This is a genomic window from Streptomyces spongiae (assembly GCF_009377185.1).
Classification (GTDB): Bacteria; Actinomycetota; Actinomycetes; order Streptomycetales; family Streptomycetaceae; genus Streptomyces; species Streptomyces spongiae.
On sequence record NZ_VJZC01000001.1, the window covers coordinates 90,370 to 110,889 of the forward strand.

Annotated in this window: 17 protein-coding genes and 1 pseudogene; 2 read left to right on the forward strand and 16 right to left on the reverse strand. The window is 69.1% G+C overall.

Annotated elements, in window-relative coordinates:
* Positions 1-100: 100 nt before the first annotated feature.
* The 3 genes from FNH08_RS00390 to FNH08_RS00400 all read right to left on the reverse strand — a co-directional run bounded on the left by FNH08_RS00390 (position 101) and on the right by FNH08_RS00400 (position 4,702).
* Complete coding sequence (locus tag FNH08_RS00390) at positions 101-1,963, reverse strand: CocE/NonD family hydrolase (RefSeq protein ID WP_152769182.1); 1,863 nt, start codon at positions 1,961-1,963, stop codon at positions 101-103.
* A 202-nt stretch (positions 1,964-2,165) separates the two neighbouring features.
* Positions 2,166-2,558 (reverse strand): amidohydrolase family protein, encoded by a 393-nt coding sequence (locus FNH08_RS00395; RefSeq protein WP_322723374.1) that lies wholly within the window; start codon positions 2,556-2,558, stop codon positions 2,166-2,168.
* A 350-nt stretch (positions 2,559-2,908) separates the two neighbouring features.
* Complete coding sequence (locus FNH08_RS00400) at positions 2,909-4,702, reverse strand: CocE/NonD family hydrolase (protein ID WP_194238308.1); 1,794 nt, start codon at positions 4,700-4,702, stop codon at positions 2,909-2,911.
* Positions 4,703-5,512: 810 nt separating this feature from the next.
* Here FNH08_RS00400 and FNH08_RS51400 point away from each other — a divergent pair.
* Positions 5,513-5,702, forward strand: a pseudogene (locus tag FNH08_RS51400) (IS256 family transposase); the annotation flags it as partial.
* A 433-nt stretch (positions 5,703-6,135) separates the two neighbouring features.
* Here FNH08_RS51400 and FNH08_RS00420 read toward each other — a convergent pair.
* The 11 genes from FNH08_RS00420 to FNH08_RS00470 all read right to left on the reverse strand — a co-directional run bounded on the left by FNH08_RS00420 (position 6,136) and on the right by FNH08_RS00470 (position 17,295).
* Positions 6,136-6,990, reverse strand: a complete 855-nt coding sequence (locus FNH08_RS00420; RefSeq protein WP_152769185.1) for an IclR family transcriptional regulator — start codon at positions 6,988-6,990, stop codon at positions 6,136-6,138.
* A gap of 131 nt (positions 6,991-7,121) precedes the next feature.
* Positions 7,122-7,898, reverse strand: coding sequence for an alpha/beta fold hydrolase (locus tag FNH08_RS00425; protein ID WP_322723376.1), 777 nt, complete (start codon positions 7,896-7,898; stop codon positions 7,122-7,124).
* Positions 7,895-8,353: a (2Fe-2S)-binding protein gene (locus tag FNH08_RS00430; protein ID WP_152769186.1), complete on the reverse strand. Its 459-nt coding sequence runs from the start codon at positions 8,351-8,353 to the stop codon at positions 7,895-7,897. Before FNH08_RS00430 ends, FNH08_RS00425 begins: the two co-directional genes overlap by 4 nt.
* Positions 8,350-10,734 carry a xanthine dehydrogenase family protein molybdopterin-binding subunit gene (locus FNH08_RS00435; protein WP_322723377.1) on the reverse strand — a complete coding sequence of 795 codons (2,385 nt, stop codon included), beginning with the start codon at positions 10,732-10,734 and terminating at the stop codon, positions 8,350-8,352. Before FNH08_RS00435 ends, FNH08_RS00430 begins: the two co-directional genes overlap by 4 nt.
* Positions 10,727-11,578, reverse strand: coding sequence for an FAD binding domain-containing protein (locus tag FNH08_RS00440; RefSeq protein WP_286249509.1), 852 nt, complete (start codon positions 11,576-11,578; stop codon positions 10,727-10,729). The genes FNH08_RS00435 and FNH08_RS00440 overlap by 8 nt, the downstream gene beginning before the upstream one ends.
* Positions 11,575-12,423: a CoxG family protein gene (locus tag FNH08_RS00445; protein WP_322723388.1), complete on the reverse strand. Its 849-nt coding sequence runs from the start codon at positions 12,421-12,423 to the stop codon at positions 11,575-11,577. The genes FNH08_RS00440 and FNH08_RS00445 overlap by 4 nt, the downstream gene beginning before the upstream one ends.
* A gap of 171 nt (positions 12,424-12,594) precedes the next feature.
* Positions 12,595-13,566, reverse strand: coding sequence for a cyclase family protein (locus FNH08_RS00450; protein ID WP_152769188.1), 972 nt, complete (start codon positions 13,564-13,566; stop codon positions 12,595-12,597).
* Positions 13,567-13,576: 10 nt separating this feature from the next.
* A complete protein-coding gene (locus FNH08_RS00455; RefSeq protein WP_152769189.1) occupies positions 13,577-14,749 on the reverse strand; it encodes a CaiB/BaiF CoA transferase family protein in 1,173 nt (390 codons plus the stop codon).
* Complete coding sequence (locus FNH08_RS00460) at positions 14,746-15,528, reverse strand: enoyl-CoA hydratase/isomerase family protein (protein ID WP_322723380.1); 783 nt, start codon at positions 15,526-15,528, stop codon at positions 14,746-14,748. Before FNH08_RS00460 ends, FNH08_RS00455 begins: the two co-directional genes overlap by 4 nt.
* Positions 15,529-15,580: 52 nt before the next feature.
* Positions 15,581-16,828: a M24 family metallopeptidase gene (locus FNH08_RS00465; protein ID WP_194238310.1), complete on the reverse strand. Its 1,248-nt coding sequence runs from the start codon at positions 16,826-16,828 to the stop codon at positions 15,581-15,583.
* Entirely contained in the window at positions 16,825-17,295 is a 471-nt protein-coding gene (locus FNH08_RS00470) for a hypothetical protein (protein ID WP_152769191.1), read from the reverse strand. The genes FNH08_RS00465 and FNH08_RS00470 overlap by 4 nt, the downstream gene beginning before the upstream one ends.
* A gap of 222 nt (positions 17,296-17,517) precedes the next feature.
* On the opposite strand from FNH08_RS00470, the gene FNH08_RS00475 reads away from it, so the two are divergent.
* Positions 17,518-18,312, forward strand: coding sequence for an IclR family transcriptional regulator (locus FNH08_RS00475; RefSeq protein WP_194238311.1), 795 nt, complete (start codon positions 17,518-17,520; stop codon positions 18,310-18,312).
* A 10-nt stretch (positions 18,313-18,322) separates the two neighbouring features.
* On the opposite strand, the gene FNH08_RS00480 is transcribed toward FNH08_RS00475, so the two are convergent.
* Together FNH08_RS00480 and rraA are read right to left on the reverse strand one after the other, a co-directional pair.
* Positions 18,323-18,520, reverse strand: a complete 198-nt coding sequence (locus FNH08_RS00480; protein WP_152769193.1) for an RraA family protein — start codon at positions 18,518-18,520, stop codon at positions 18,323-18,325.
* A gap of 1,075 nt (positions 18,521-19,595) precedes the next feature.
* Positions 19,596-20,081 carry a ribonuclease E activity regulator RraA gene (rraA, locus tag FNH08_RS00485; RefSeq protein ID WP_152769194.1) on the reverse strand — a complete coding sequence of 162 codons (486 nt, stop codon included), beginning with the start codon at positions 20,079-20,081 and terminating at the stop codon, positions 19,596-19,598.
* Positions 20,082-20,520: the final 439 nt, after the last annotated feature.

Below are 20,520 nucleotides of genomic sequence, written 5' to 3' on the forward strand. Positions count from 1 at the left end.
GATGACAGTCGGTCGGCACCGGCCCGTGAACGGCGTCCGGCCTGCGGAGGTCCTGCTTCCGGCAGGCTTCCCGCGTGCCTGTGGGTCCCTGCCCGGCGCGTCAGCCGCGCGGCGCCGAGGTGGGGACGACGGGTAGCAGCAGGTGGGAGTCGTAGGTGCCGCCGGTGCGGATGAGGTGGGCGCCCTTGTTGCGGGTCGGGACGTCCGGGTCGGGGCCGGGCAGGAGCGGTACGGAGACGTTGCCCACGGGGTGGCCGGCGATCTCGACGATCAGGCGTTCGCCGGCGTGGACGAGCAGGGAGGTGGGCCACAGGGCCAGCTCGACCGGGACGCACTCGCTCGGCAGGAGCAACTGCTCCTCGGCGTGGGTGAGGTAGGGCTCGGAGGGGGTGGAGCGTTCCGGGTCCACAGCGCGGTGGGAGACCCGCAGCCGGCCGTTCGGCCCCGAGTAGCCGAACTTCGCGGGCGGTCGGCCGTCCTTTTCCAGGGCCATGATCGCGGCGCGGGCCTCGTTGCCGCGCACCTCGATGTGGTTCAGTCGCCTCCCCGTGCTGTCGATCTTGTACACGGCGGCGAACAGGTCCATGTCGTTCGCGGCCTCCGCCTCCACCCACAGGTGCAGGTTGAGGTGGCCGGTGATCTCGGTGTCCTCGTCGAACGGCAGGGTGAAGGTGACGGAGGCTGTGGGATCGTCGCCCTGGTAGCGGGCGACTGCCTCCTGCTGCGGCGGATGCTCGGAGAGGCTGCCGTCGGAGCCGTCCAGGTACAGGGTGCGCCATTCCTGCCGGGCGAGGGGCCATTCGTTCTCCGGTCGGCCGACCTGGTCGGTGCCGCCGGGGTCGAGCACGGAGAGGCGCACGCGCGGGGTGTCCTCCCAGTCGTTGTCGATGCCCTTGAGGTAGCGGTCGAAGAAGCGGCGCAGGTCGGCGACGTTGTCGGGGTCGGCGAGGTCGACCCACTCCAGTTCGTTGCTGACGCGCAGCCACTTGTCGGTGGAGGAGATCTCCCGGAACGCCTGCAGGGTGCCGTGGCAGTGGATGGGGTGGGTCCAGCTGGCGACGATGTAGGCGGGGGCCTCGATCTGGTCCAGCCGGGCGCGCTTGTCGGCCCAGTAGGCGTTCATCAGCGGGTGCTCGGTGAGCATGGCGGCGGGGTCCTCGAAGCGGTTCTCGCCGTAGAGGAACGCCACGACGTCCTCGCTGTGGAACTTGGTCTCCGGGATGCCCCCGCGTCCCATGTCCTCCCGGTACATGTCGACGCAGCCCTCCCACGGGGCGATGGCCGCCAGGTGCGGGGGTTGTTCCGCGGCGCCGAACCACTGCAGGACGGCGAGCTGGGAGTTGCCGGCCATGCCGACCTTGCCGGAACACCATTCCTGCTCGGCGAGCCACTCGACGGTGTCGTACACGTCGCGCCCGCCGGCCCTGCCCCACCACACCATGTCGCCACCGGAGCGGGCAGTGCCGCGCACGTCGACCACGGCGATCGCGTAGCCGTGGCTGCACCAGTAGGCGGGGTCGGGGGCCTCGAACGCCTGCAGGCCCGACAAATCTTTAGGGGACACCCCGAACACGGTCGGCTTCATGTGGAGGTTCCACCACCCCCCGTACTTGCCGTACGGGGTCCACACCAGGATCGTCGGCACCCGCCTTTCGTCGAAGGGCCGGTAGATGTCGCCGTAGATAACCGTTCCGTCGCGCAGCGTTATGGCCACATCGCGATCCATCCGGATGTCGCACGGCAGCGGCATACCGCTCTCCGCGTACACCGCCCCCTTCCGCAGCACCTTGGTGTCAGGCTGGAGCGGCGGTGCGAATGCTCCTGGAGTGTCCGGCGGATTCGCCGACCGGTAGCGCACTGTGACGCCGAGGTTGTCCTGCTCGTGCAGGTCCATCACCATGTCCCTCCGTTGCTTGTCCGGCCATCCGGTGGACGGGGCCCGGGGCCACACATCAGCGAACATGATGCAACTATTTGTGTCAACGTTAAAACGTGCAGCAAGCGTGGAGGTTGTCGCGTACGATCGCCGTATGCGGGATAAGCAAGGCGTTGGGGCAATCGGTCCGGTCGCGGTGGCTCAGAACTTGGTGCTGCAATTCTTCGGTCTGTACGTGTTCGGCAAGGGGTGAGCGGGAGGAGCGGAAGGCGGCACTGCCGGTTTCCACTCAGGTGCTCCTGTCCTGTTGAGCAGGCTGGAGATGTTGTACTCCTGTACCGCCGTGAGGGAGCCTGAACGGTCGCAGCCCGGCAGGGCGCCCTTCGGACTCCTCGTCCGATGCGTCATCCGCGCCGCATCTCGGACCGAGATCTCGGAGCAGGTGCAGTCCGGTCTCGACAGCGAAGCCGAACACGGTACCGTCCAGGCCGGCTTCGAGCATCGGCTCGATCATGCGCGGCGAAGGCGTGTTGGGGTGCAGGTAGATCGGTGTGTCGAGGGCTTCGGCGGCTTCCAGGACGGGCCAGAACTTCTTGTCGTCCAAATATTCGCCGCGGGTATGGGAGTTGATGATGACACCCTTGAATCCGAGGCGGTTCACGCCGCGTTCGATTTCGCGCACCTTCGGTCGGCCTCGTCCGGGGATGGTCGAGATCCTGGGCGCAGAGCCCACTCGCCGCTTTGAGGATCTCGTTCGCTCGCCTCAACTCCGCGACTTCTTTGCGAGGTTGCTTCGATTCTTCGTGCTCCGCGGTGGTCATCCGGTCGTCGCGTTCCCCGGCGGCGCCCCCAACGCCCTGCGCGGCTTGGCGGACCCAGCCGCGCAGGGCCTCCTTGCTGGCCACAGCTCGTGGTTCTCCTATGGGCCAGGAACACAAGCCTGGCTTCAGGGACTCCACGAATCCGGGGGCAGCTCCGGCTTGTGTGCCCTGCGCGGGTGGAAGGTCGGGGTACGCGAACCGTCCCGGTCCGTCAGCCGCGCGGCGCCGTGGTGGGGACGACGGGTAGCAGCAGGTGGGAGTCGTAGGTGCCGCCGGTGCGGATGAGGTGGGCGCCCTTGTTGCGGGTCGGGACGTCCGGGTCGGGGCCGGGCATGGGCGGTACGGAGACGTTGCCCACGGGGTGGCCGGCGATCTCGACGATCAGGCGTTCGCCGGCGTGGACGAGCAGGGAGGTGGGCCACAGGGCCAGCTCGACCGGGACGCACTCGCCCGGCGTGAGCAACTGCTCCTCGGCGTGGGTGAGGTAGGGCTCGGAGGGGGTGGAGCGTTCCGGGTCCAGAGCGCGGTGGGAGACGCGCAGGCGGCCACTGGGGCCCTCGTAGCCGAAGCCGGCGGGCAGTCGGCCGTCGGTCTCCATGCTCAGGACCACCGCACGCATCTCCGGGCTACGCACTTCGACGTGATGCAGCCGGTTGCCGTCGCTGTCGGTTTTGTACACGGCGGCGAACAGGTCCATGTCGTTCGCGGCCTCCGCCTCCACCCACAGGTGCAGGTTGAGGTGGCCGGTGATCTCGGTGTCCTCGTCGAAGGTGCAGGTGAAGGTGACGGAGGAGGCGGGATCGTCGCCCTGGTAGCGGGCGACCGCCTCGTGCGCCGGCAGTTCCTCCGAGAGAGTGCCGTCGGCCGGGTTCAGGTAGAGGGTGCGCCATTCCTGCCGGGCGAGGGGCCATTCGTTCTCCGGTCGGCCGACCTGGTCGGTGCCGCCGGGGTCGAGCACGGAGAGGCGCACGCGCGGGGTGTCCTCCCAGTCGTTGTCGATGCCCTTGAGGTAGCGGTCGAAGAAGCGGCGCAGGTCGGCGACGTTGTCGGGGTCGGCGAGGTCGACCCACTCCAGTTCGTTGCTGACGCGCAGCCACTTGTCGGTGGAGGAGATCTCCCGGAACGCCTGCAGGGTGCCGTGGCAGTGGATGGGGTGGGTCCAGCTGGCGACGATGTAGGCGGGGGCCTCGATCTGGTCCAGCCGGGCGCGCTTGTCGGCCCAGTAGGCGTTCATCAGCGGGTGCTCGGTGAGCATGGCGGCGGGGTCCTCGAAGCGGTTCTCGCCGTAGAGGAACGCCGCGACGTCCTCGCTGTGGAACTTGGTCTCCGGGATGCCCCCGCGTCCCATGTCCTCCCGGTACATGTCGACGCAGCCCTCCCACGGGGCGATGGCCGCCAGGTGCGGGGGGCGTTCGGCGGCGCCGAACCACTGCAGGATGGTCAGTTGGGAGTTGCCGGCCATGCCGACCTTGCCGGAACACCATTCCTGCTCGGCGAGCCACTCGACGGTGTCGTACACGTCGCGCCCGCCGGCCCTGCCCCACCACAGCATGTCGCCACCGGAGCGGGCGGTGCCGCGCACGTCGACCACGGCGACCGCGTAGCCGTGGCTGCACCAGTAGGCGGGGTCGGGGGCCTCGAACGCCTGCAGGCCCGACACGTCTTTAGGGGACACCCCGAACACGGTCGGCTTCATGTGGAGGTTCCACCACCCCCCGTACTTGCCGTACGGGGTCCACACCAGGATCACCGGGACCTGCTCGTCGCCGGTGGGCCGGTAGATGTCGCCGTAGATAACCGTTCCGTCGCGCAGCGTTACGGCCACGTCCCGGTCCATCCGGACGTCGCACGGCAGTGCCATGCCGCTCTCCGCGTGCACCGACCCCTTGGGCAGCACCGTGGTGCCGGGCTGGAGCGGAGGTACGAGAGCTCCGGGTGTGTCCAGCGGATTCGCCGGCCGGAAGATCACGTCGACACCAAGGTTGTCCTGCTTTTGCACGTCCATCGCGACGCCCTTCTTGCTGCGTGACGACCATCCGGAATGCGTCTCCGGGTCACCCGCCCAAGAGAACATGATGCGAATACTCGTGTCAACGTGAATATTCGCATCAGATATCCTGTTGATCGCATACGCTCGAGGTATGTCGGTGCAAGAAGTCGAGGAGAGCGGCCAGGGTGCCGCGCCCCAGGAGATCGTGCGGCAGTTCTTCGGTCTGTACGTGTTGGGCAGGGGAGCGGGAGGGTCGGAGGCGGTGCCGCCCGCTCCACTCAGGTGCTCCTGGCCTGTTGAGCAGGCTGGAGATCTCCGAGCCGTTCGACACCACGAGGGCGTACAAACCGTGTTGAGCGCCCCCCCAGTGGCGGCGGTCGGGCCGGTGCCAGGACCGCACTTCCACCTGGGTCCAGTCGTGGATGCGCAGGCGGTGGGCGCCGGTTTGGTTCGCACCCGTATCTATCTCTCTGCCCACGGGACAGCACACCACGAGCGATCCGCAACTGCTGGCCCTTACCGCGTACATGGGCGGGAACCCGTCGGCCACGGTCACAGACCAAGATCCGGACCGCTCCCGGGCCGGCGCACCGCTGCTTGTCGCGATCGCGGGCGTTTTCGCTGGTCATCCGCGCGTGGACCCGTGTACCACCAGCAGGCGAAGAACCTGCTGGTCTCGTAATCGCCGAAGAAGCTGGGCTTCTTCTGCTACTGCAGCCGGTTGTGACGGCGGGTTGCTCGTTGCTCCGTTCGTGGGGCTGATGCTGCAGCCGGGCGCGGGACCGTAATCGTTCGGTGCCACTCCCGATCATGGAAGATGCATCGATGACCAGTGAGAATCTGGCCGAGCACGAGGCTGTCGAGTCGGCAGCGGCTGTGTCGGCGAAGGCCGTGGACGACCATCTGATCGACGAACTGGTGAGCCGGGCCCAGGCCGAGGGCCTGCAGCTGACCGGCGAGGGCGGGCTGCTCCAGCGGCTGACCAAACGGCTGGTGGAGTCCGCCCTGGAGGGCCCCGAAGGAGGACACCGGACAGTTCCTCAACCACCTGTCGGAGAACCGATGAACGCGACGGATCTGCGGGGCCCGCAGGATCTCCCGCTCTCCGAGGACGACGAGGCGGACGGTCCTCCGCGTCGACTGCCCGCCCAGAGCGGCACTGTTGACCAGGTCAGCGACTACCTCCGGCTCATCGCCACTCGGTCTGCTCACCGAGGACGGACGCCGAGCCAAGAACCACGTCACCGAGGCCGACCTCCGCTTGGTGGTCGCCGTGGCCAAGCGCTACACGGGACGCGGACGGCAAGCGGGCCCCGTGGCCCGCAGCGGGTCGGCCGGAACAAGCCCCGACGCTTTGCGAGGGAGATCACGGCCGTACACACGTCGCGAGATTGGCTGGCCGGACGCGTCAGGGGGGAACGGTCGCGGGAGGCGCCCGGGTGTCTCGTCTACGAGGCGGATGCCACCGTTGCTTCGTCGAATCCGGCGTCAGGCACCTGCGTTCCACCGGTGCGGTCGGTGATGCGCCCCGCAGTGGTGCTGATCAACTGTCCGACCGAGGCGATGTTGCTCTCGTCCAGTTCACTGGAGAAGGCCAGCGTGGCCACCACGAGATGAGGCTTGCCCTCCCGGTCGAAGACCGGAGCCGCAGCACCGCTCTGGGCGAGGTTGAACTGACGGACGCTCGTACTGAAGCCACGCCTGCGCACTTCGGAGAAGATCCTCTCCAGTGCGTCGATGTCCACCGCCGTGTGTTCGGTGAACTTCTCGATGACTTTGCTCCGGGCGGTCGCCAGGAAGTCTCCAAAGGGCCGATGTGCGTACATCGCCTGCATGAGTGCGGGGGCGGAGAAGGGGAAGCGGTCGCCGACGTCGACCACGATCCGCACTCCGCGCCGGGGATCCGCCGTCGCAATGACCGTGTATCCCCCCGATCCGTCTTGTTTGGCGGCGAAGACGACGTAACCGAGGCGTTGGCTGAGCTTGTCGATCTCCTCCTGCACCACTGCTGCGACGGAGTCGTCGCTGACCCCGGTCAAAGCCAGCAGTCCGGGGCCGAGCGTCCAGCCGCCGCGGGCTTCCAGCTTGTTCGCCCAGCCGGCCTGCTGCAGTGTCGCCAGGATGTTGTAACAAGTCGAACGGTTGAGTTCGAGCTCGTTCACAAGGACCGTCGGCGAAACGGCTCGCGGCAGTTCCGCGGCAAGACGCTCAAGAATGCGGACCGCTGCACTCACAGCGGGAACCTCGTTTGGCACGGACATCTTCCCTGGTAGTCGCGAGCGTCGCCACGTTCGCTGCCGCATAGTCGAGCCCGCTTGCGTAAGTCCTACAGAGAGGACTGTACCGTCCTCGGGCGAGACCCGTGAGAGTGACTTACGTCCTCTTCGCTGTGAACTGCTCCGTACCGCGAAGCGGATTCGCCGCGGTCCCTCGCTCAGCGATTGAGGTGCTCTCCGGCCAGGGCCCGGGCGTGCGGGCTCTCGACGAGGCTGAGGTGCCGGACCTCGGGGAGCACGTGGAGGCGTGAGCCGGCGATGCCGGCGTGCAGCGCCTCGGCCATGGCCGGAGGCGTGGCGTAGTCCTCCGCACCCACGAGCACCAGAGCGGGGGCGCTGATCTCCCCGAGCCGCGCGGAGTCGTCATAGGCGCCCAGGGCCCGGCAGGCGGCGGCGTGCGCCTGGGAGTCGGTCCCGGTGAAGATCCGGGAGACCCGTTCGACCTCGGCCGGGTCGTGTTCGAGGAAGCTCGGTGAGAACCAGCGGTCGACCTGGAAGAGGAGTTGCTTCTCCCGTGGCACCGTGACGGCCTTCTCGGCCCGCTCCCCCCAGGCCGAGGCCTTCTCCGGCCCGTAGTCGGCGGTCGTGTCGGCCAGGACGAGGCTGTGCACGGCCCGCGGGTGCCGTACCGCGAGGGCGACCGCCGTGCAGCCGCCCATGGAGAGCGCGGCCACCCGGGCCGGTCCGGCGTCGAGGTGTTCAACGAGGGCCGCGACGTCGTCGGCGAGGTCGGGGACGGAGAACTGCTGTCCGTCCCAGGACGAGTCGCCGTGGCCGCGGGCGTCCGGCGCGACCACGCGGAAGTGCGGCGTGAGTTCGTCGATCCACCGGCGCCACAGTTCACCGGCCTCGGCGAGGGGGTGGAGCAGGACGACGAGGGGGCCCGATCCCTCGTCGAGGTAGTTCAGCGAGCCCCACGGGCGTTCCAGGGTCACGTGGCACTCCTCTTCGCCGCGAGGCGGACGGCCTTGATGATCTCCGGGTAGGTGGCGCACCGGCAGATGTTGCCCTCCAGGTGATCGCTGACCTCCTCGTCGTTGGGCGAGGGGTTCTCGGACAGCAGTTCCTTGGTCATGAGGACGAAGCCGGGGATGCAGTAGCCGCACTGCATGGCGTCGCTGTCGACGAAGGAGGAGACCACCGGGTCGTCCTCGGGGAGTCCGTCGGCGGTGGTCAGCGGCGTGCCGTCGTAGCGCACGGCCACCGCGAGGCACGAGGACACGCTGCGGCCCTCGGCGAGGACGGTGCAGGCACCGCAGGCGCCGACCCCGCACCCCTCGCGGGCGCTGGTGACCCCGACCCGCCGGCGCAGCGCGTCCAGCAGCAGAGTGGTGTCCTCGACGGCGACCTTGTGCGGGGTGCCGTTGACGTCCAGGGTGATCTCGTTCATCGTCCGGCCTTCCCGGGGTCCGCCGCGTCGGCGAGGTGGTTCAGTACCCGCTCGGGCGTGAGCGGCAGAGTGGTGATCCTTACACCGCAGGCGTCCCGGACCGCGCCCGCGTACGCCGGAGCGATCGGCAGGATGGTGGTCTCGCCGACGCCCTTGGCGCCGAACGGGCCGTCGCGGTGGGCGCTCTCGACGATGACCGGCGTGAGCTTCTCGGGGAGGTCCTTGATGGACGGCAACTGGTAGTCCAGCATCGTCGCGTTGGTGATCTGCCCCTGGTCGAACACCATCTCGTCGAAGAGCGTGTGGCCGATGCCCATGATCGCCGCGCCGGTCAGCTGCTGCTCGACCAGTGTCGGGTTGATGGCCCGGCCGACGTCACCGGCGATGGCGAGGTGCTGGGTGCGGATGCGCCCTGTCCAGGTGTCGACCGCGAGACGGACGGCGGCGGCGCCGGCGAACCAGTGCTCGGTCACCTTCTCGGACAGGCCTGTGTCATGGTCGTAGGGCACCCACCAGCTGGTGAAGTTCTCCGCCGTGGTGACCGTGGCCCCACGGGCGCCGAACTTCGCGCGCACCAGGTCGGGCAGGCTGTCGCGCAGCTCCTTCGCCTCGTGGACCACGCCCTGTGCGTCGAGCACCAGCTCGTCCGCGGGCACCCCCCACCGCTCGGCGGCGAAGCCCAGCAGCTTGCTCCGCATCGCCTCGGCGACGAGCCGTACGGCGTTGCCGGTGTGATAGGTCGAACGGCTGCCGGCGGTGATCGTGTCGTACGGGGTCGCGTCGGTGTCGGCGCGGACGACGTGGATCCGGCGGCTGTCGAGGCACAGGACCTCGCCGACGATCTGCGACATGATCGTGTCGCTGCCCTGCCCCATGTCGACCGTGCTGATCAGCAGGGTCGCGGAACCGTCCTGGTTGAGGTTGAGGGTGGCGTTGGCGATGGTCGGCGTGAGGACCGCCTTCATGCCCACGGCGACCCCCTTGCCGTGCACCCACCGGCCGTCGCCCCGCGGAGTGGGGTCGTCCCAGCCGACGGCCTTGGTGACCTCGTCGATGCAGGTGAGGAAGTCGGCGCTGTGCATCTTCGTGCCGACGGTGGCGATGTCGCCCTCGCGCAGGAGATGACGCCGACGGAAACGGTAGGGGTCCTCACCGAGTTCGCGGGCGAGTTCGTCGATGAGGGTCTCGTGCGACCAGGTGACCTGGGGTACGCCGAAGCCGCGGAACGGGCCGGCCGAGACCTTGTTGGTGTAGATGCAGCGGGAGCGCACGTCGACGGCGGCGATCCGGTACGGCCCCGGGGCGACCAGACCCGACTTGGCGGCGATCCGCGGGCCGACGTCGGCGAAGGCACCGGTGTCGTAGCGGACGTCCGAGGTCACGGCCACGATGTTGCCGTCGGCGTCCGCCGACATCGAGCCGGTGACCCTGGCGCCGTGCCGGGTGGTCAGGAGGAACGCGTCCTCGCGGGTCGCGTCGATGCGGACCCGGCGGCCCGTGGTCCAGGCGAGCGCCGCGGCGAGCGGCTCCAGGCGGTCGTACATCTTGCAGCCGAAGCTGCCGCCCAGTGGCCGGGTCATGATCCGCACGCGGGACAGCGGGATGTCGAGCAGGTCCGAGACGGTCTGCCGGACGTACGACGGGGTCTGGGTGGTGGAGAGCATCTCCAGCCGGCCGCTGTCGACCCAGGCCGAGGTGGACGGCAGCTCGATCGGCACATGGTGGGTGGGCGGCGCCCATGTCGTCGCGGAGACGGTCGTGGCGGCCCGCTCGCGTTCGGCGGCCGCGTCACCGAGGATCTGCCGGTACTCGTAGTTGACGTTCGTGCCGCGCACCCCGTGCAGATGGGCGAGGTCGGCGAAGACCGAACTCGGGCGCAGCTCCTCGTGGACGAAGGCCTCGCCGCGCAGGGCGTCGTCGATGTCGTAGACGGGCGGCAGCTCCTCGTACTCGACGGCGATCTCGTCCGCCGCCGCACGGGCGATGTCGGGATCGGTGGCAAGCACCGCGGCGATCGCCTCGCCGACGAAGCGTGTCTTGTCGACGGCCAGGCATGGCTGGTCGGCGAAGGCGGGGCCCGTGTAGATGCGGTCGCCGAGCACCTCGTGCAGGTCGCGGCCGGTGACCACGGCGAGGACGCCTTCGATGGCGAGCGCGTCCTCGGTGTGCACGGCCACGATCCGGGCGTGCGGCGCGGTGCTGCGGTGGACGCCGACGAACGCCGTGCCGGGCGGGTTGGCCTCGTCGCCGGTGTAGCGGATCGTGCCGCGCACTCGCCCGAGGGCGTCGAACCGCTTGCGGCGCTCGCCGACGCCGTAGCGCGGCTCAGTCTCGGCCTGCCGGGTTCCGGCGGGCTGTGCGTCGGGGAGAACCTCAGTCACGGGAGAGCTCCTTCAGACTGCTGCGGACGGCCTGCTCGACGGCGACCCGGCCCAGCCGCGCCTTGTACGAGGCGCTGCCGCGGATGTCGGCGATCGGGTCCATGACGGAGTCGGCGATGTCGAGGGCGGCCTCGACGGCCTGCTGTTCGTCCATGTCCGGGGTGACGTCGAAGGCGAGGTAGACCGTGGTGGGGGCGACGGCGCCGAGCCCCATGCGGATCTCGACGAAACCGTCCTCGGGCACCGCGAGGACCGCGGCGGAGGCACAGGGCCAGTCGTTCTCACTGAGGCTGCGCATCTTGACGAAGCTGCTGCGGGAGCCGTCGGGCTGGCGGGGCACGGTGATGGCCGTGATCATCTCGCCGTGCCGGACGTCGGTCTCCTGGAAGTCGGTGAAGAACTCCCGGACCGCCACCTCGCGGCTGCCGGCGGCGGACGCGAGGTGGACGGTGGCGTCGAGGACGACGAGCGCGGTGGGCGGGTCGAGCCGGTAGTCGCCGTGGGCGATGTTGCCGCCCGCGCTCGCGGTGTTGCGGACCCGGGGGTTCGCGGCCTGCCCGTAGGCCGCCGCGGCGACCGGGACGAGCCGACGGGTCCGCGGGTCGGTCTCCACCCGGCGCAGCGGAACCAGTGTGCCGATGGTGATGTCGTCGTCGGTGACTGTCAGGTCGCGCAGGCCGGGGATCCCGGCGATGTCGACGTAGTCCTCGGTGAAGAGCAGGCCCTGTTTGCGCAGGATCTGGATGGCGGTGCCGCCTCCGTAGACCATCACGTCGTCCAGCTCGCCGAGCAGGGCGGTCGCCTCTTCCAGGGTCTCCGGGCGGTGGACGCGGCCGGCGCTCACCGACGGTCGCCCTTGCGGCGGCCGAACAGGATGCCGTAGGCGAACGCGGCGGCGACGGAGAGGGCGAGCACGAACCAGTCCTGGCGCGCCCGCTCGGCGGCGGGCGCCACGACGAACTGGACCGCGTCGGCCGACTGGGCCTGCGGGAGTCCCGCCGTCGTACTGTCGGCTCCGGGCGCCTGGGCGGCGGGGACGGCGCGGAGTACGGGGGTGGCCGCCTTCTTGCCCTCGTTCCCGCTCTGCGGCACCGGCCGTCCGGTGCAGATCGCGGTGAGTGCCTCGGCGAAGTGCTTCTCCACCTCCGTGGTGCGCTTGCGGACGACGGCCTCGCCGACTCGGCCCAGCTTGCCCCGGATGCCGAGCTCGAACTCGTAGCTCACCTCGGACGCCTCGCCGGTCTCCCCGCGGCTCCCCGCGGCCAGCGGGGTCACGGTGAGCGTCGCGTCGATCTTGATGGTGCTGCCGAGGCGGCGGTCCTCACCGCGCAGGACGGCCTTGACCACGATCGGCTCGGACGTGTTCTCCGGCCTTGTCATGGAGGTGATCTCGGCCGCGAAGCCTGCCTTGAACCGCACGTGTGCGACCTCGTTGACGAGGCTGCCTTTGTAGTGCGTCTCGTCGGTCTGGACGAGTTCCTCACACCCCGGGATGCAGGAGCGCATCGTGTTCGGGTCGAGGAACAGGGTCATGACCTTGTCTGCCGCTGCGGGAATCGTGAATGAGGACGCCAGTTTCATCGCATGACCGCCATGGAGGATAGCTTGTTCTGTATGCAGGACACTACGAGTGCGTTTACATGCCGTCAAGATGCAGGAAAGGAGCCCTCTATGAGGCCACCGGCACATGGCGACCACCCGCCACCCACGCTCGATAACAGGGTGGGTGGCGGGTGGCGAATGCAAGGGGGTCGACGGGTGACGGGAGGCAGGAGTGTCCTGCGGGCAGGACGCATACTTCGCCAGGGCGGCGAATCGCTCACCCTCAAGGCCCTGCTGAGGGCGTGTGGTGCGGGCGGCCTACCGGAAGGTGGCACCGGGGCGGATCGGGAACACCAGTGGCCTCATCGGCGCCGCCGTCGCGCCGCGCAGGCGCAGCCCGGCGCCGAACATCACGAACTCCCACAGCCCGGCCTCGGAGATGTCCTCCAGGTAGGCGTTCTCCATGATCGGGATACCGCACTCGCCGAGCAGGTAGGTGTGCACCGGGTGCCAGTTGTCCGGGTCGACGCTCGGCATGACCTCCAGCGCGACATTGTCGGCGCCGATGATCATCGCTCCCGCCTCGGCGAGCAGTGCGGCGGCTTCGCGGTCGAGTCCCGCCTCGTTGTGGAGATACCTCCTGTTGTCGTGCCACAGGCGCATGCGCCCGGTCCGCACGAGTACGACGTCGCCCTGGCGGATCTCCGTGCCCTGGCGCTCGATCACCGACCTCAGTTCGTCGGCGGTGATGCGGTGGGAGTCCGGGAGGACGTCGACACCGGCCGCCGCGGCCACGTCGAGCAGGACCCCGCGGGCGATCACCGGGGGAAGCTGCTCCGCACCGGCCTTGAGCCAGTGCCGGCTCCCGAGTTCCTGGTCGGCGCGCACCTCGTTCCAGATCATGCCGTCGAGCCCGAAGTGGTTGAGCGCGTCGAGGTGGGTTCCGGTGTGCGTGAACATCGCGATGCAGTCGGCCGAGTAGGTGACGTGCCGGTTCTGCTCGGCGCCGACGCCCAGGACGTTCTCGTTCACACTGCCCTGCGGTGTGTGCGACATCCAGATCTGGTAGGTCGGGTCTCCCAGACCCGCCCACGACGGCATCCCGACGTGGTAGTCGACCGAGAGGTCGTACATCGTCGTCGGGTCGGCGTCGGCCCACGCGGCGGCCCGGGACTCGTCGGTCATCAGGTTGAGCATGCCGATCTGGTCGGACGGCCCGAACGGGCTGCGGCTCACCTTCCCGGGTGTCACGGATCGCGCGGCGACGGGATCTGTCGTCTGCGGTTCCACGCTCGTCTCCTCAGGTTTCGTATGGTGCCGGTGGTCCGGCTGCCTCAGTTCCTGCAGCGTCCTGGTCGGCCCACCGGGGCCCCTGGCCGTCCTCGGCCAGGGGTGGCGGAGGCAGTCGGTACGACACCGGGGTCCCACCCATGCGGAGCGGATTGCGGGTGACGACCGTGCCGTCGATGTCGACGGTCGGCTCCAGCCCGAGGGTGCGTGCGAACTCGAACGCGGCGGCGATGTCGTTGACCGGCCCCGCGGGCACTCCGGCGTCGTTCAAGCGCTGTGCCCACACCTGTGCGCCGTCGGTGACCAGGCGCGCCGTCAGTTCGGTGCGCAGCGCCTCACGGTGGGCGACCCGAGCCGTGTTGACCACGAACCGGGGATCGGATCCGAGCTCCGAGGCACCCAGGACGGTGCACATGGAACGGAACTGCCGGTCGTTGCCCACGGCGACGGCGAGTTCCCCGTCGCCGGTCGGCAGGGTCTCGTAGGGCGCGATGGACGGATGCACATTGCCCAGCCGCGTGGGCACGACGCCGCCGGCGGTGTAGCCGGAGGCCTGGTTGGACAACGCGGCCAGCGCGCAGCTGAGCAGGTCCACCTCGATCCGCTGGCCTTCTCCGGTCCGCTCGCGGTGCCGCACCGCGGAAACCACGCCGACCGCGGCGTACAGGCCGGTGATCACGTCGATCACGGCGACGCCGACCTTCTGCGGCTCGTCGTCCGGCGATCCCGTGATGCTCATCAGGCCGCCCACGGCCTGCACGATGAGGTCGTAACCGGGCAGGGACGCACCGCCGCCCGAGCCGAAGGCGCTGATCGAGCAGTAGATGAGATCCGGGCGACGGGCCGCGAGTTCCTCGTAGCCGAGGCCGAGCCGGTCCATCACACCGGGCCGGAAGTTCTCCACGACGATGCCGCTGTCCACGGCCAGGTCCTGGGCGCGCTTGCGGCCCTCCTCCGTCGCGAGGTCCAGGACGACGCTGTGCTTGTTGCGGTTGACGGCGAGGAAGTACGTCGCCCGACCGTCCGGCGTGTACGGCGGTCCCCATGCCCGGGTGTCGTCGCCGCCGTCCGGCCGCTCTATCTTGACGACCTCCGCGCCGAGGTCGGCGAGCAGCATGGTGGTGAGCGGCCCGGCGAGGATTCTGGAGAAGTCCGCGATACGCAGTCCGCTGAGCGCGGTCATCGGCCCACGTACTTTCCGGGCCGCTTCTCGGTGAACGCCCGGTAGGCCTCCACCGAGTCCTCGGTCGAGCGCACGACACCCATATGGGAGGAGATGAGGTCCAGGCTGGTGCGGAAGTCCAGGCGCTGCGACTGGTACGCCGTTCGCTTGATCATCCGCACCGCCACCGGCGGCGCGGACGCCAGCCGTGCCGCGAGGGCGTACGTGGCGTCCATCAGCTGGTCGGGCCCGTGCACACTGTTGACCATGCCGAGCTCGGCGGCTCGTTCGGCACCGATCATGTCCCCGGTCCAGAGCAGCTCCAGCGCCCGCGGCATGCCGATCAGCCGGGGCAGCAGCCAGCATCCCCCGTCACCGGGCACCAGACCGACCTTCACGTAGGACATCGCCATCCGCGCTGTCGTGGAGACCAGTCGGACGTCGCACATCAGCGCCATGTCCAGTCCCGCGCCCATGGCATCGCCGTTGACCGCGGCGATCACCGGCTTGTCGATGCCCTCCAGGGCGAGCGGCACGCGATGGATGTGATGGGTCAGAGCCTGCTTGAACTCCAGGGGCGCCTGCTCGTGGTCCTCCACCCACGACAGGTCGATACCGGAGCAGAAGCCGCTGCCCGCGCCGGTGACGACGATGACGCGTACCTCCGGATCGGCCTGCGCGTCGACGAGCCGGTCTGCCCAGTCGTTGACCATCTCGAAGGTGAACGCGTTGCGCTTCTGGGGGCGGTTGAGCCGGATGGTCGCCACATGGTCGGCGACGTCGTACTCCAGTGCGGTCACTGCGGGGTGCTCCTCGTGCGGTGGGTCGGTGGATCCGGCTCGGCCGACGCCGTCAGGTCCGGGCGAAGCGGATACAGGTGGGCAGGGAGTTCAGCTCCTCATGACCGTCCTCGGTGACGATCACGTTCCCGCCGATGTTGACCTGGCGTCGCCCGAAGACCGCGTCGGGTTCGAGCTGGAAGGTCATCCCGGGTTCGAGGACGACATCGAGGTCGGTGCCCGGCAACTCGTCCACCTGCTTGAACCGGTCCGTGATGCTGCGATCGGTGCCCCGGGTGACCCGGCCGACCATCGTGAGCGGGGTGAGGCTGTGGATCAGCGGCGTGATGTGCCACGCTCCCGCCCGCTGCAGTGGCTCCGCCATCGCGTCGGCGACCTCGCCGAACTTCACTCCGGGCCGCAGAGCCTCCAGACCGGCCTCGTACGACTCCCTGGCGACCTCGGAGGCGCGGTGGAAGTCCGGATGAACGTCCCCCACCGCCACGCACATCTGCACCTGCGCCTCAAGCCCGCCGACGGTCGGCATCATCTCGGAGAGGACCATGTCCCCTTCCTGGACGACACGTGGCGCCTGGGCGCGGTACAGCCAGCGCGGCGCGTCCCAGCTCAGGTTGTCCGGGCCGGAGTGGACGAAGAGGTCGTGCGCCATGCCGGCGCCGTGCCGGTGGAACTCGTGCAGCACCGCCGCGTAGATCTCGACTTCGCTCACCCCCGGCCTGGTGACGTCCAGCATCACCTGGCAGGCCTGCTCGGCCAGCTGGGAGACGTAGCGGAAGAGCGCGAGTTCCTCGTCGCTCTTCACCAGCCAGATTCCGGTGAAGTCATCGAGCACGTCGACGAACGTGGCCTTCGGCAGTTCCTTCTGGAGGTAGGCCCACATCGGCTGCGGGGTCCATCCGTACGGCAGCAGATTGGGGCCGCTGAGGATGCCGATCGTCCCGATCCGTGACTGAGCGAGGCCCATTTCCTCAAGGACCCGCACCATCGCGGGCGCGCGCGGTCCGAACCGCATGTCCGGGATCCAGCTGCCCTCGCCCCATTCCTGCGCCTGGAGCCAGGATCCCGCGACGGACGCTCCGCGCTGGATGGCGACGGGTTCGCCTTCCAGTGGGAGGACGACCGCGGAGCCGGGGATGTCGTTGGTGAAGTAGGTGTCGGCGGGATAGCGCACCGGCGCGGGCGGGACGAGGAGGCACTCCACGTCGTTGCGCCGCATCATCTCGCGCAGCAGACCCCACCGGCGGTCCCGCTCGGCCAGGGACAGGGTCGGCAGCTGCGGTAGACCGGGGGAGCCGCTCACGCGGCGTCCTCCTGGGTCCAGCGCCACATCTCCATGTTGACGTTCTTGCGGTAGTCGTCCTGCATCGGGTGCGTGAGGACCTCGACGTGGAGCCGGTTCTCGACCCACACCTCGATCACGTCGAAGAACTCCCCGCGCGGGCAGCGCAGCGTGCGCCATCCCTCACGCTCGGCGATCGCCATGATCTCGTCCTGGCTTTTGTCCGTCGAGGTGGCAAAGTGGAAGGCCACGTACTTCGAAGGAGACTCGTCCAGCTTCGGCCACACCGGGTCGTCCTCGCCCTTGCCGGGGGCCATCGTCTGGGAGCGCGGGTAGACCTCGCAGGTCGTACCGTGCTCGTCACCGGCGATGGCGACCCAGGCACCCGGCCACGGCGGGAAGCGGAAGGCCTCGCCGCCCCAGATCTCGGCGATCACCTCGGCCACGCGCTGAGGGTCGTCCGCCGGGATGGACACATGGAAGATCATTTGCATTCCTCCTGTGGAACCGTAGGAGTTCTGTCCGTTCTAGAGAACAAGATGTCTCGCCAAGAACACTAATTGCCGTTACGAATATGCGCAAGGTGCTGTGAAAACCTGGAAACTACCGCTCCAGGCAGCCGATCGACTTGCCACTGATGTCCTGTGTCGAGGACACTGCTGTCCTCCATGCTCCCTCCATCGGAGCGACAAAGGCCTGAGGAGCAGTCCATGGCGAACGAGGTGCCCGCGGTCAGTGCGGCGATCCGACTGGTCGAGCGCATCGCGGCCGAGGCACCCCGGGCGGTGTCGGCGGGGATCCTGGCGCAGGCGCTCGGCCTGAACCGCTCCACCTGCTACAACATCCTGGCGACCCTTCAGCAGGCCGGCTGGGTCAACAACCTCGGCAATCGCTCCGGCTGGACGCTCGGGCCGGGACTCTCCGCGCTGGCCGGGCTCGGCGACGAGGCGATCCTCTCCGTGATCAAGGAGGAGGTCGAACGGCTCTGCCGCCGGCTGGGCCTGGTCGTCTTCGCCGCACAGGAGGACGGATCCGGCAGCTACACCGTGGTCGCCGTCGGTGACCCGGGCCGCGGCGTGCGGGTGACGGTCGACGTCGGCGATCGGTTCCCCTTCTCCGCGCCGGGCCTGATGCAGGCGTTCTGGGCCTTTCGTCCGTTCGACGAGTTCGTCGACCTCGCCCGCAGCCGACTTGTGGAACGTTTCACCGAGTTCACGAGCACCGGCCTGGACGAGCTGTCCGCGGTCTTCACGCAGGTTCGCGAGCGCGGATACGGATGCAGCATCCGGCAGTTCAACGTCGCGCACAGCGGGGCCTCCTCGACCGTCTTCGGCCCTGGCGGTCAGCCGATGCTGGCGCTGATGACGATGACTTTCTCCAGCGAGCTGGACTGGGACAACCTCGACCGCGTGGGCCCGTCCATCCGGGACGCCGCCGCACGGGCGACCGCCCGGATCGGTGGTTCGACGCCCGGGCGGGAGTCGCTGGTGCACGCCGCCACCTGATCGACTCAGCTCAGGGGGTGACCGGCACGTTCAGGTCGCCCGGCCCTCGTACGAGGCCGCGCCGCGGGTCGGTTCCGAGCGCCCGCACGCCGATCGGCAGGCTGTCCAGCGCCGCGACGTCACGGACGGCGCCGTCGACGACGACTCCGGCCCAGCCGTTGTCGGCTGCCTTACTCGCCATGGCGTCCGCAAGCGGTTTGAGCAGCATGTGTCCTCGTGGGCGAGCACTGTCACGGTCGTCCCCGGATCGCGCGATGGCCGTCGTCCGCGCGAATCGGAGGTGGCGCACAAGGAGTCGGTCGCCATGCTCGTCGTGGAGGTCAAGGCCGACCCGGGCCTCGTCCTGGACCTGTTCGTCGAGGACGAGGCCGCCGACACCGATCACTTCGCCGCGTCTTCGCCGTGCCTGAACCTTCGACGAGGACGGCCGCGACCTCCTTCCGACGGCGCAGCCTGCCGGCCATCAGGGCAGTCGGCCCCGCGCGCGGCAAGGCCGCGGGCCAGGCAGGCCTCTCCTCGAACCCCCGCAAACCAGACACAGTTGGCCGCGATCCGCGCCCGTCCGCATCTGACCGCGTCGGACGGCGGGCCGGTCAACGCGTTGTTGGTGTCCAGCCGTACGCCATGCTCACGGCACGCAGGAACAGCGGCGTGGGCGTGGCACGGGTGAGCGTGTCGCGCACCCAGCCGAGTGCGGGGCTGGAGACCTGCATGACGCCGGCGAGCCTGCCGGAGAACGGGGCGATGGCTCCCGCGCGGGGGCGGCGGGCGGCGGGCTGCGTCGTAGGAACGCAGAACGTCCTTGATCGCCAGGCAGGCACCCCTGCCCTACGTCGGGTGTGGTCGCGTGCGCGGCATCTCCCAGGAGCACCACGCGGCCACGGACGAACGCGGGCACACGGAGCCGGTACGGTCGGATCTGGGCGAGAGCCTGCGCATCGCCGACGGGCTCGGTGAACCCGAACTGATCGCGTACCCCACCCATATGACGGGGGTGCACTGGTTTTCCCACGACGACGTGCACGGCACGATCGAACAGTTCCGGCAGACGCTCAGGCTGTACACGGACACCGGCGTCTCCGACGAGTACCCGAACACGCTGAGGATCCAGCCGGCCGTCGCGCACCTCCTTCTCGACCAGGTGGACGACGCCTGGCGGATCGTCCAGGACGTGTACGAACGCTGCTATTGGGCCCTCGACGAGGTCGAACGGGATCTGCGCGAGTCGCTGAGGATCAAGCACCGCCTGAACGACACGGGACGCGCCCCGGGTGTGGCGGGCCTCAGGGTTGACCGGGCAGGACGACGATCCCGTCGCCGTCGCTCACCAGCGTCGCCCCCGGATGGAAAGCCACCCCTCCGAAGGCGACCGGCACATTCAGATCGCCCGTCCCCTGCTTGAGGCTGCGCCGCGGGTTGGTCCCGAGCGCCTTCACGCCGATCGGCAGGCCGCGCAGGGCCACCGCGTCCCTGACGGCCCCGTTGACGACGATGCCCGCCCACCCGTTCTCGGCGGCCTTCCTCGCCATGTTGTCCCCGAGCATGGCCACCCGGAGCGAGCCCTGGGTGTCGACCACGATGACACGGCCGTCCCCGGGTTCGGCGACGACCTGCTTGAGCAACACGTTGTCCTCGTAGGAAAGCACCGTCACGATCGACCCCTGGAATGCGCGACGACCACCGTACTGCGCGAACTGGAGGTCGCACACCAGCAGCCGGTCGCCGTACTCGTCGTAAAACTCGGCCGTGGAAACAGGTCTCTCGGTCATGACTGCCGCCTCTCCTCCGATGGAGGTCGCCGGCCTCACCAATTCCCAGGAGGCCACGGCAATGCTAATTGCGTCCTCACTGCAAGACAAGATATCTCATATGTTGGTCAACTCTCCTGGAAGGGCGCGATGCTCGACACCTGGGACGTCGGCGCGCCACTCAGCCCTGACGTCGGCAGGACCACTCACCACAGCCGCGGACTCACCCCCGCCGACGAGAAGGCGGTCATCGTGGACCGGCCCGCCTCCATCGGAGCCCTGGAGGCCCAGATCAAAACGCGAACACGCACCCAAAGGCGGCAACCGGCAGTCGTACCGCCGGCCGTCGCGCCAACCTGGCGTCAGCGGGACGCGAGGAACCGGCCGCGGTGCATGTCACCGGCCGCGCATGCCATCGGCCGAGAGCCCCATGGCCCTCGAGATCCTCGCCCGCCACTCC

What these genes read in the sequence shown, in the direction of transcription:
- FNH08_RS00390 (WP_152769182.1), bottom strand. Translation starts at nt 1,963, where the DNA reads ATGTTCGCTGATGTGTGGCCCCGGGCCCCGTCCACCGGATGGCCGGAC.
- FNH08_RS00400 (WP_194238308.1), bottom strand. Translation starts at nt 4,702, where the DNA reads ATGGACGTGCAAAAGCAGGACAACCTTGGTGTCGACGTGATCTTCCGG.
- FNH08_RS00420 (WP_152769185.1), bottom strand. Translation starts at nt 6,990, where the DNA reads ATGCGGCAGCGAACGTGGCGACGCTCGCGACTACCAGGGAAGATGTCC.
- FNH08_RS00430 (WP_152769186.1), bottom strand. Translation starts at nt 8,353, where the DNA reads ATGAACGAGATCACCCTGGACGTCAACGGCACCCCGCACAAGGTCGCC.
- FNH08_RS00445 (WP_322723388.1), bottom strand. Translation starts at nt 12,423, where the DNA reads ATGTGCCGGTGGCCTCATAGAGGGCTCCTTTCCTGCATCTTGACGGCA.
- FNH08_RS00455 (WP_152769189.1), bottom strand. Translation starts at nt 14,749, where the DNA reads ATGACCGCGCTCAGCGGACTGCGTATCGCGGACTTCTCCAGAATCCTC.
- FNH08_RS00470 (WP_152769191.1), bottom strand. Translation starts at nt 17,295, where the DNA reads ATGATCTTCCATGTGTCCATCCCGGCGGACGACCCTCAGCGCGTGGCC.
- FNH08_RS00475 (WP_194238311.1), top strand. Translation starts at nt 17,518, where the DNA reads ATGGCGAACGAGGTGCCCGCGGTCAGTGCGGCGATCCGACTGGTCGAG.
- FNH08_RS00480 (WP_152769193.1), bottom strand. Translation starts at nt 18,520, where the DNA reads ATGCTGCTCAAACCGCTTGCGGACGCCATGGCGAGTAAGGCAGCCGAC.
- rraA (WP_152769194.1), bottom strand. Translation starts at nt 20,081, where the DNA reads ATGACCGAGAGACCTGTTTCCACGGCCGAGTTTTACGACGAGTACGGC.